General features: G+C 49.7%; 7 protein-coding genes. 5 read left to right on the top strand and 2 right to left on the bottom strand.

Annotated elements, in window-relative coordinates; translation table 11 throughout:
- Nucleotides 1–274 precede the first annotated feature (274 nt).
- Complete coding sequence (locus Q0986_RS06510) at nt 275–1138, top strand: alpha/beta hydrolase (RefSeq protein ID WP_299406337.1); 864 nt, start codon at nt 275–277, stop codon at nt 1136–1138.
- Here Q0986_RS06510 and Q0986_RS06505 read toward each other — a convergent pair.
- Nucleotides 1135–1275 carry a ribbon-helix-helix protein, CopG family gene (locus Q0986_RS06505; RefSeq protein ID WP_299406332.1) on the bottom strand — a complete coding sequence of 47 codons (141 nt, stop codon included), beginning with the start codon at nt 1273–1275 and terminating at the stop codon, nt 1135–1137. The genes Q0986_RS06510 and Q0986_RS06505 overlap by 4 nt on opposite strands.
- A gap of 283 nt (nt 1276–1558) precedes the next feature.
- On the opposite strand from Q0986_RS06505, the gene Q0986_RS06500 reads away from it, so the two are divergent.
- From Q0986_RS06500 to Q0986_RS06485, 4 genes are all read left to right on the top strand, one after another.
- Nucleotides 1559–3595, top strand: a complete 2037-nt coding sequence (locus tag Q0986_RS06500; protein WP_299406327.1) for a long-chain fatty acid--CoA ligase — start codon at nt 1559–1561, stop codon at nt 3593–3595.
- 45 nt (nt 3596–3640) lie between these two features.
- Nucleotides 3641–6019: a 3-hydroxyacyl-CoA dehydrogenase/enoyl-CoA hydratase family protein gene (locus Q0986_RS06495; protein WP_299406323.1), complete on the top strand. Its 2379-nt coding sequence runs from the start codon at nt 3641–3643 to the stop codon at nt 6017–6019.
- A gap of 62 nt (nt 6020–6081) precedes the next feature.
- The gene (locus Q0986_RS06490; protein WP_299406318.1) at nt 6082–7263 is read left to right on the top strand and encodes an acetyl-CoA C-acyltransferase; all 1182 of its coding nucleotides are present in this window, start codon (nt 6082–6084) and stop codon (nt 7261–7263) included.
- A 39-nt stretch (nt 7264–7302) separates the two neighbouring features.
- The gene (locus Q0986_RS06485) at nt 7303–9747 is read left to right on the top strand and encodes an acyl-CoA dehydrogenase (protein WP_299406314.1); all 2445 of its coding nucleotides are present in this window, start codon (nt 7303–7305) and stop codon (nt 9745–9747) included.
- Nucleotides 9748–9883: 136 nt separating this feature from the next.
- Here the strand turns inward: Q0986_RS06485 and Q0986_RS06480 are convergent, their stop codons facing one another.
- The gene (locus tag Q0986_RS06480) at nt 9884–10717 is read right to left on the bottom strand and encodes a D-arabinono-1,4-lactone oxidase (protein ID WP_299406341.1); all 834 of its coding nucleotides are present in this window, start codon (nt 10715–10717) and stop codon (nt 9884–9886) included.
- Between the last annotated feature and the right edge of the window lie 311 nt (nt 10718–11028).

Here is an 11028-nt window from a genome sequence, read left to right as displayed (position 1 = left end):
CAGCAGCTCTCTCGCCATGCCAAGCCGGAGACAGTGATGCGCTACGACGACAATCGGAAGGATCTTCAGGGAGAGGTGACAGGAGTTTTATCGGGGTTGTTGGGGGGATGAGTAAAGCTAAGGATTTGTGATCAATCCGGTTGTGTCGCAAATCGGGTGTCGATGTCGCATTCGCTATAATGGCCCTATTAGTTGCTTGTCTTTAGCAAGCTTGACCTTCTCCTGCAGCCCCTAATCGGTGGCGTAATCGACACAAATGGGCAGGAGGTTTCCAATGGAGACGGAATCAGGTTACTTTATCGGCGTTCGGCAGCACAGCCTCTACTATCAAGCTTGGCTGCCTGAGCAATTCCCTAAGGCAGTAGTTGTGATCTCCCACGGTTTAGGCTGTCACAGCGGTACTTTTATGAATGCGATCAATGCCTTGGTTCCCCAGGGCTATGCTGTCTACGCGCTAGATTTAAGGGGGCATGGTCGTTCCGCTGGGCAGCGGGGCTATATCAGCCATTGGTCAGAATTTAGAAAAGACGTTCAGATCTTTCTGCAGTTAGTGAAACGGCAGCAATATGACCGCCCTCTCTTTGCCTGGGGGCATAGTTTAGGGGGCATGATTGTTCTAGATTATGTCCTCCACTATCCCCATCACTTGAAGGGAGTTATTGTATCTGGTCTTCCGATGGGAGCTGTTGGCGTCTCGTCCTGGAAGCTGGCGATTGCGCGTTTCTTGTCGCTAGTCTGGCCTCGATTTTCACTTAACACTGGCATTGACCCAGCCGTGAATTCTCGCGATCCAGCAGCAATTGTGGACCACTATCAAGATACGCTTCGACATACGAAAGGAACGGCACGGTTAGCCACTGAATTTCTCCGCACTCAAAACGAGCTGCAAGCCCACGCGGCTGAGTTGACTCTACCGCTGCTGATGCTCCACGGCAGTCACGATCAAACCGCCTCTCCTACTGGGAGTGCAACATTTTTTCAACAGGTGGGTAGCTCTAGCAAACAGCACCTGGAATACGCAGGTGCTTATCACGATTTGCACAACGATCTGAACGCCCATGCGGTACTCGCTGATATCAGCCAGTGGCTATCACAGCAGTTACTCCTAAAAAAGCCTTGCCAGCTAGTGCGTGGTTAACGTTCTGTAGCGTCCTCCAGAGAGCGGATAAACTCGCGAATGATGTCGGTCTTGGTTCGTTGTGTCTGCTTAGCATAGCGATCTAGGACTTTGAGTTCATGCTCTGGGATCCTTATGCATAGTTGAGTTTGGGCCATCTGTATAGATATATGCTATACTCTGATTGTACCTTAAAAATTGTCATTCAACGCCACCGAGGCTACTTAAGGTCACAGTCAATGGATGCGCTGCATTGATGCCATTAAATTTTCAATTGGTGCTTCAACCTTGCTAACGCTTCAATTCGCTGCAGGAGAAACAGTCAATATTGCGTAGCTTTGTCTGAAGTCATCTCACATCAATAAAGCGCAAAAAGGTTGAGGAGAACCAGCGCCGTTTGTGGGAGAGAGTCGTTTCGAGCGGCTCTAGTCAATCATGTTTATGCCCAGTCAAATCTACCGCGCACCACCGCAGTCTGAGCAGGGGTTCCGGGGGCGAACCCTGCCGTCACTGTTGGACGAAGCCTGTGAGTGTTACCCCAATCCCCGAGCATTTAATCATTGGACTCGCAAGGGCTGGGAATCGCTCTCGATACAGGCGTTTCGCAAAGCGGCAGAGGAAATCGCCTTGGGTCTCAAAGGGTTGGGGCTGGAGATAGGAGATCGCGTTGCGTTGCTCATGCACAGCGATGTCAACTTCTGCCTAGCCGATATGGGCAGCGTGCTGGCGCAACTGATCAATGTCCCGATTTATATGGGCGAGACACCGGAAAACATGGTGTTTATTCTGCAGCACAGCGGTGCAACAGCCCTCATTCTTTCTGATGTTCATATGCTGCATCAGATTGCTCCTTGTCTACATGAGCTATCTGAACTCCAATTCGTTATTGTTGCTCTTGGCTTGGATACATTCGCTGCGGAGGATTCTCTGAGAAATCTGCAGGCTACTCTTCCAGACGGCATTCAGCTTATGTCCTTGACTGCTGTGCGGGAATGGGGAAGAGAGCAACTATCGGAACAGTCTCAAAGGGCACTACGGACCGAGATTGCGCCTCAAGATGTGGCCACCATTGTTTATGTTGCAGGTGCAACAGGTCGCTGCCAGGCGTTCAGAAGCCAAGTGCTGCCTGTCTTTCAGGTAGTGACGGCCCTGCGGCAGCGGCTCAAGCCTGGTGCGCCTTATCTGTGTGAACTCCCTAAAGGGGTGATGCTCACCCATGAAAATTTAGCGGGAGATGCGCTGGCGGCGTTTAGCGTCATGTCAGATCTCAAAACAGGACCGCAGGAAACGGTTCTCTCTTTTCTACCGCTGACCCATGTGTTTGCCCGAGTGATGCTGTACGGGCACCTCAACTATGGCCATACGGTTTATTTCACAACGCCCCAGCGACTCGTCAGGCATTTGCGGGAAATTCAGCCCACCATCTTATCGACAGTGCCGCGCCTCTTAGAAAAAGTCTATCAAAAGATTCAGGAACGGGGACGTCAAATTCCCCGCTTCAAGCAGGTGACCCTGGAATGGGCAATTAATCTAGCACAGCAGTACAAATTCGGTCGTCGGTCTCACTGGTTGTACAGACTGAAGCTGAAGCTGGCGGATCAGTTGGTGTATCGTCAATGGCGCGAGGGGTTCGGCGGTCGCCTTAAATATTTACTCTGTGGTGGAGCAGCCCTTAAAGCAGAGTTAGCCACCGTTTTCTCTGCTGCCGGAATTCCAGTTCTGCAGGGGTATGGTCTTACCCAAACCAGCGCCGTTCTGTGCGTGAATCGGGGAAAACTTAACCGGGCCGGAACTGTAGGAGTGCCCATTCCTGGGGTTGAAATTGCGATCGCCCCCGACGGCGAAATCCTCGCTAAATCGCCCTACACTATGAAGGGCTACTACAAAAATCCAGTTGCCACCCAAGAAGCCATTGAAGCCAACGGCTGGTTCCATACGGGCGACTATGGAGACATTACAGATGAAGGATTCTTAACCATCATTGGCCAGAAAAAAAGCCTCTTTAAGTTGTCTACTGGCAAGTATGTGGCCCCTGAACCCATCGAGCATCACCTTGTTCAGTCCCCGCTAGTTGATTGGGCTATGACCGTAGGGAACCAGCACCCTTACTGTGGTCTACTCATTTTTCCTAATCTACAAAGAGTCCAGAAACTGGCGAGAAAACTGAGACTGCATCTTTCCCTTGATGTAGTTTTGGAACACCCGCAGATTGTTGCTGAATATCAGACCCTTGTGGATGCTGCGAGTCAGAAAGTCCCGGCTTGGTCCACTGTGAAACGCTTTCGACTGGTTCCTGCAAGTCTTAACGTTGCCAACGGATTGCTGACCCCAGGGCGACAAATTGACCGCGAGGCGCTGTGTATTGCCTTTGCTGAAGAGATTGAAGCGCTCTATTCCGCAACGCCTACTTCTGTGACCGTCTCTCAGCCGCGATCTCAGGCTGAAGTTTTGCCTTCACTCACCTTAGAAGTGTCCTAGACAAAGCCGCCCATTCCCAATTCCCATACGACGAGGTTAGAAGTCATGTTGAAACCATTCCGTACAGCCGCAGTCCTCGGTGCAGGCGTGATGGGCACCCAAATTGCCGCTCACCTCGCTAATGCAGGTTTAGTGGTTTATCTGCTGGATTTACCTGCATCTGGGGAACATAAAAACGCAATCGTCGAGGCTGCTTTTAAGAAAAGACTCAAGCAAAAGCCACCGATTTTCTTTACTAAAAAAACAGCCCGCCGCGTTATTCTCGGCAACTTTGAAGATGACTGGCACCGACTGACCCATGTGGATTGGGTGATTGAAGCGATCGTAGAAAAACTGGATATCAAGCAAAAGCTGATGGCCCAGTTAGATGGCCACGTTCGTGATGATGCGGTGATCTCAACGAATACGAGTGGGTTGTCGATACAGGCGATCGCTTCAGACCGCTCAGATTCTTTCCGGCAGCGATTTTTAGGGACACACTTTTTCAATCCCCCTCGCTATCTGAAGCTCCTAGAGCTGATTCCCACGGCTGACACCGATCCGCAAATTCTGGAGCGACTGCGATGGTTTGGTCGTCTTCATCTTGGCAAAGGGGTGGTGGTTGCCAAAGATACCCCCAACTTCATCGGCAACCGGATCGGGGTATTTGCCAGTATGTTGGGAATTCGAGCCTTAACGGAACAAGGCTACACCGTTGAAGAGATTGATACGCTTACAGGGCAGTTAGTGGGACGTCCGAAGTCAGCCACATTCCGCACTGCTGATCTTGTCGGTCTTGATACGCTTCTCTATGTCTCTGAAAATCTCTATCCTGCGATTCCCGATGATGAAAGCCGCGCAGTCTTCCAGGTTCCGCAGCTCTTGAGACGGCTGGTAGAAGCTGGCAGTCTGGGAGCGAAAACGGGGCAGGGTTTCTATAAGAAGGTCGGGAAGGACATTCTCTCAGTTAATATCCAGACCCTTGAATATGAGAAAGCTCAGTCGATGCATTTGGGAAACTGGAAAGGAATGGCCAAAATTAAATCCCTTCCTGAACGGCTCCAGAAGCTCTATCAAGATTCGGGTCGTGCGGGAACCTTCTTCCGGCAAACCACGCTCAAGATGCTTAGCTACAGCGCCCACCGGATTCCTGAAATTGCTGATAGCCCCCTTGAAATCGATCAGGCCATGCGCTGGGGATTTGGCTGGCAGCTTGGTCCCTTTGAAATCTGGGATGCACTCGGCTTCGCTACTGTTCTTAAGGACATGGAAGCATCAGGAATAGCGGTGCCGAGCTGGGTTGAACAAATGCATCTGGCGGGCATTGATCGCTTCTATCAGCACGTCGGCGACAACGGTCTTGTTTACCAACCGCTGCACGGCTATCGGGCCACTGAAATGCCAACCGATGAACTCACTGTGGCCCACTTTAAAACCGATCAGGCCCAGACGCTGTGGGAAAACTCAGAAGCAGCGCTGCTCGACATTGGCGATCGCGTGGCACTATTCGAGTTTCGCTCGAAGGGGAATACTCTCGGACAGGTCGTGGTAGATGGCTTTTCAGAAGTGCTGGACATCGTGGAGGCCGGAGACTATCGCGGTCTAGTGATTGGTAACGACGGGGAGCATTTCTCTGCAGGAGCCAACCTTGCGGACATGATTAAATTTTCACTCCAAGACAAGGTGAATGTGTTTACGGACTGTGAGCATGGTGCGATCGCCCACCTCCTCGACCAGTTCCAATCGCTAATGCTGCGGATTCACTATTTCCCAAAACCAATTGTCGCCGCCATTCGCGGTCGGATTCTGGGCGGTGGCTGTGAGCTAGTGATGGCTTCTCCCCACGTTGTCGCAGCAGCGGAAACCTATATCGGTTTGGTGGAACTAAGCGTCGGCCTGATTCCCGGTGCAGGTGGCATTATGACGATGGCTACCTGGGCCGCTGAACATGCCGCCAGCGATGACCCCAGTGATATTCTGGCATTTCTGAAGCAGGCGTTTGAGCATATTGGTATGGCGAAGGTGGCTGGGAGCGCCCATGAAGCTCAGGAATGGGGGTATCTGCCACCCACCGCATTGATTGTTATGAATAGCGATCTCCGATTGTATGTCGCCAAGGAGGAAGTCCTACGACTGGACCATGAAGGCTATGCGCCTCCGCCGAAGCGGAACGCGGTCAAGGTCTTGGGCAAACCGGCCCGAGCCACGTTTGAGACGGCGGCTTATCTGATGCAGAAGGGCGGCTATATCTCTGAATACGATCGCTTCCTTGCCAATCGTTTAGCCTATGTCCTCACTGGTGGAGACCTCTCTGCTCCGGCGTTAGTCTCTGATGACTATCTATTGGGCTTAGAGCGGGAGATGTTTCTACCGCTGTTTAGCGAAAGGAAAACGCAGGAGCGGATTATGCACACGTTGAAGACAAAGAAACCACTTAGAAATTGAGCAGGATGTGGAGATAAGTCAGGGATACAAGCAAATTCCCTACTGAGCACGAGGTAAATAAGATGAACAACGCATATATCGTAAGCAGCGTTCGCACTGCAATCGGCAAAGCCCCCCGTGGCACTCTGCGGAACAGCCGTCCTGATGATTTGGGAGCCACTGCCACCAGGGGGGCACTGGGAAAAGTGTCCCAGCTTGAACCCCATCAAGTCGATGACCTGATTATGGGCTGTTCCTTCCCCGAGGCAGAACAGGGCTTCAACTTAGGTCGTGTGATCGCTATGCGAGCGGGCCTACCCCACTCCGTTGCCGGATGTACCGTCAATCGATTTTGTTCGTCTGGCTTACAAACGATCGCAATGGCCACTCAAGCGATCGCAACCGGGCAAGCAGAGGTGATGGTTGCAGGAGGAGCGGAATCTATGAGCCTGATTCCGATGGGGGGGCATTATCTGACTCCCAATCCAGGGTTGCTGTCCGACGTACCCGAAGCCTATCTGTCGATGGGGCTGACGGCAGAGAATGTGGCGGAGGAATTTCAGATTTCTAGAGAAGATCAGGATGCCTTTGCGTTGCGATCTCATCAAAAAGCCCTGGCTGCGATCAAAAAGGGACGATTCAAGGACGAAATTATTCCGTTCACTTTTAAAGAAACGTCACTTGTAGACGGCCAACCCCAAACCACCGAATTAGTCTTTGAAGTCGATGAAGGTCCGCGTGCCGATACCAGCCTGGAAGCATTGGCCGCACTCAAGCCCATCTTCAAAGTTGATGGCACCGTCACAGCAGGAACCTCTTCCCAAATGTCGGACGGTGCAGCGGCAGCAGTGGTGATGAGTGAGCACCTGGTAAGGGAGCTAGGTATTTCGCCAATGGGCCGACTATTGGGCTTCTCCGTGGTGGGTGTGCCGCCAGAGATTATGGGGATTGGCCCGGTAGAAGCGGTCCCCAAGGTACTCAAGCTGGTGGGATTATCGCTGAGTGATATCGGCATGATTGAACTGAATGAAGCTTTTGCGGCTCAGTCTCTAGCGGTGATCCGTAAGTTGGGGCTGGATGAGGAAATTGTGAACGTGAATGGAGGTGCGATCTCACTGGGGCACCCACTAGGCTGCACCGGAGCCAAATTGACTGCGACCCTGCTGCACGAAATGAAGCGTCGAGGGATTCGCTACGGGTTAGTGACCATGTGTGTGGGGGGCGGCATGGGTGCTGCTGGTGTCTTTGAAAATTTGATGCTTTGATTTCCCTTCTCATTTTTTACCTACCCAGGAGACCACCCCATGATGCTCCTAACATTTCTCATAACAACTCTAATTCTGCTGCTGATATTCATTCTTCTCGGATACATCGGTGCTCCCTTATGGGCTTGGACAATCTATGGTTCAGCAGTAATTGGCACACTCAAAGCACCGATTTGGCTTTGGATCGCTTATGTGATTCTGGCTATAGTGATGAACATTCCGCTTTTGCGTTGCTGGCTTATAACATCTCCAGTGGTCAAGCTAGCTCAATCACTCCAGCTATTTCCTAAAATTTCGGAAACGGAGCGCGCCGCGATCGAAGCGGGAACCACCTGGGTCGATGGTGAATTCTTCATCGGCAAACCTAACTTTCAACGCATCCTAAACGAGCCTTACCCACAACTCACCCCCGAGATCCAAGCCTTCTTAGATGGCCCCGTCGAGCAAGTCTGTCGAATGGCCAGCGACTGGGAAATTTATCAGCGCCAAGACCTGCCTCCCGAAGTGTGGGACTACCTGAAAAAAGAGCACTTCTTCGGCATGATGATTCCCGAAGAATACGGCGGCCTCGGCTTCTCTAATCTGGCCTACAGCGCCGTGATGGCCAAACTTGCCTCGCGTTCCTTTACCCATGTCGCCACCGTCGGCGTCACCAACTCCCTCGGCCCCGCTAAGCTTTTACTCCGCTATGGCACAGAAGAACAAAAGAGTCACTACTTACCGCGTCTCGCCAGCGGTGAAGACATTCCCTGCTTTGCCCTCACCGAGCCCAAGGCTGGATCGGATGCTGCCAGTATTACCTCTAATGGCATGGTATTCAAGGGTGATGACGACCAGCTCTACCTTAAACTCAATTGGAACAAGCGATATATTACGCTGGGTGCGATCGCAACCCTCCTCGGCTTAGCCTTCCAACTCCACGACCCCGATAACCTGCTGGGTAAAGGCAAACATCCCGGTATCACCTGCGCTCTGATTCCTACTGACTTACCAGGTGTCATCCATAACCGCCGCCACGATCCAATGGGCGTACCGTTCTATAATTCGCCATTGGAAGGCCACGACGTGATCGTTCCAGTCGGGCAAGTCATCGGCGGGGTCGAGCAGGCCGGACAGGGCTGGAAGATGTTGATGCAGTCTCTGGCAGCGGGTCGCGGAATCAGCTTCCCGGCCACCTGTACGGGGGTGACCAAGCTTGTGTCTCGCGTAGCAGGTGCCCATGCCGTGGTTCGCAAACAGTTTGGTCTGCCAATTGGTCGGTTTGAAGGGGTCGAAGAACCGCTGGCTCGGATTGGGGGAATAACGTACATCATTGATGCGGTGCGGTTATATACCTGCGGTGCGGTGGATCAGGGGGAACAGCCTGCGGTTGTCAGTGCGATCGCAAAATCCCAAACTACTGAATTAGCACGTCGCGCGGTCATCGACGGCATGGACATCCTGGGTGGCTCCGGCATTTGTCGCGGGCCTCGAAATTTGCTAGCTAATGTCTATACAGCCATGCCCATTGCGATTACGGTGGAGGGGGCCAATATTCTCACCCGCTCTTTGATGATTTTTGGCCAGGGAGCGATTCGCAGCCATCCTTACATTTACGATGAGATTTCGGCACTGGAGAGATCGGATATCGCCACTTTTGATCCGGCCTTCTGGCCTCACCTTGGTCTCATATTCAGCAGTGGTATTCGGGCAGGTTTGCTTAGCCTCACTCGTGGACGGTTAACCCATTCCCTTGGTCAAAGGGAAACCGCGATTTACTATCGCAAACTGGCCTGGGCCTCAGCAGCTTTTGCTAATCTCAGCGATTTCGCAATGCTTTCATTAGGTGGTTCTCTCAAACGTCGAGAAATGCTAACTGGACGCTTTGCAGATATGCTCTCCTGGATGTATCTCGGGTCAGCGACGCTGCGGCGATTTGAAGCGGAGGGGCGACAGGCAGAAGATCTTCCGTTGGTTCATTGGTCAATGCAGTATGCCTTTGCCCAAATTCAACAGGCCATTGAAGGGATAGTAAGTAACCTGTCACTACCGTTGAGCGGATGGGTTTTGAGCTGGTGGCGGTTGAATCCGATTGGGGCACAACCATCGGATCAGTTGGGTCATCAGGTGGCTCAGATTTTGCAGACGCCGGGAGAGGGACGCGATCGGCTAACCAGTGATATCTACATCCCCAATCACCCTGAGGAAGCCGTGGGGCGACTGGAACAGGCGTTGCGCTTATCGGTGCAGGCAGAATTCATTATCAAGGAGATTAAGAATGCTATTACGATAGGGCAACTTCCCAAATCTAAGCCAATAGAACTTGTTGATGCTGCCCTTGAAGAAGGTGTAATTGATGCTGACGAAGCGACACAGCTCCGTAAGGCAGAAGCGTCACGCAGTCATACTATTCAAGTGGACTCCTTCACATTAGAAGAGTATCAACAGAGGCACTCTACAATGGAAGCGGAACAGATTATTATGCTATCGCCTAGAATACATTAATTTAGGTTATTTGTACGAATTTATAGGCTTATACCAGTCTTTTTCTAAGGTCAGCATAATAATCTGTTCCGCTTCCTCCATGTAATGTAAACGGAGTTTTGCTTAGGGTAAGCAATCAGCCTATTCCTCTATGAAGTCAATTCAAATATTTCACAACAAATTCATTGGTTAATATCTTTTTTTTATTAAATTGGTTATATACTTCCTTCCATTTTTTGATCATAGGATATCTTTGGTGAATACTTTCAGCACTAATGTTAAGTGGAATGTTTTTCCCAAGGTGAAAACGTGTTAAAGCAGTCCCGTTGAATTTATCAAAAATTGCCACTATTCCTTTATATATATCTTCAGGTTCATTTGGAATATTTGGGAAGCCGAGTGCTATAAATACTCTCTCTTCATCAGAATAAAAAGGACTCAGATAATTTTTATCATATTTCACTGTTCGGATATGAACAGGAAATTCTAAGAATATTTCTGAAGATTTAAGATTATCAAGAAAGAATTGCGATAGCTCACTTATTATGGAGTCGAAATTATCAGTCGTTGTAATTATTTCACCTTCATTTAAATTTTCCCAAGGATTTCTTGTGAAGCTCTCAACTAAGCTACTTGGCTTATCGTCAATAAAATCTTCATTTGGTAATAGCCTATAAAAGAGAAAGCTAAGTAATCTAGTAATTATTTTATTGAAGTTTGAACCGCCTTTAATTAATTTTAACAAATTGGGATATATATAATTAGATACAATTGAAAGAAAAAAGTTGCTAATGCTTTTGCTTATCTTATTTGTATTGATCGTATCCATAGTTTCCTTTCTTTTAAGGAGATAAGCCTTCTTATTGTATGGAAACCAATATGCTTGCACATGATTATATTCTTTTGTATTTCCCAGAAAATCTTTTATAAGTTCAGATTGTTCTACCATGTTAGATATAGATCGGAGATTTGTGATTTTTTCAACATAAATCCGAACAGTAGTTACTACACCAACAGCACCTATTCCTGCACCAATTGCAAAAAATAATTCAGGCTTATTATCCTTACTAATATTTTCATGATAAATTCCATCTGTATCAATGATGTCATAAGAATAAACCTGATCGCAGAATCCACCGTAAGCATTGCCTGTTCCATGTGTATTGGTTGAAATTAGCCCTGCAATTGTTTGAAAGGTTGTTGTCCTTATTGGTGCAGAAAAGTCGTGAACACCCTGCTAGGAAAGGATAACTAGTCCGTTAGAGGGATGGAGTGAAACGTACAATGTGAGGCTTAATTACC

The sequence above is a fragment of the Acaryochloris sp. IP29b_bin.148 genome (assembly GCF_028285565.1).
Lineage (GTDB): Bacteria > Cyanobacteriota > Cyanobacteriia > Thermosynechococcales > Thermosynechococcaceae > Acaryochloris.
Note: the sequence above shows the minus strand (reverse complement) of the source record. Positions and strands in the feature narration are given on the sequence as shown.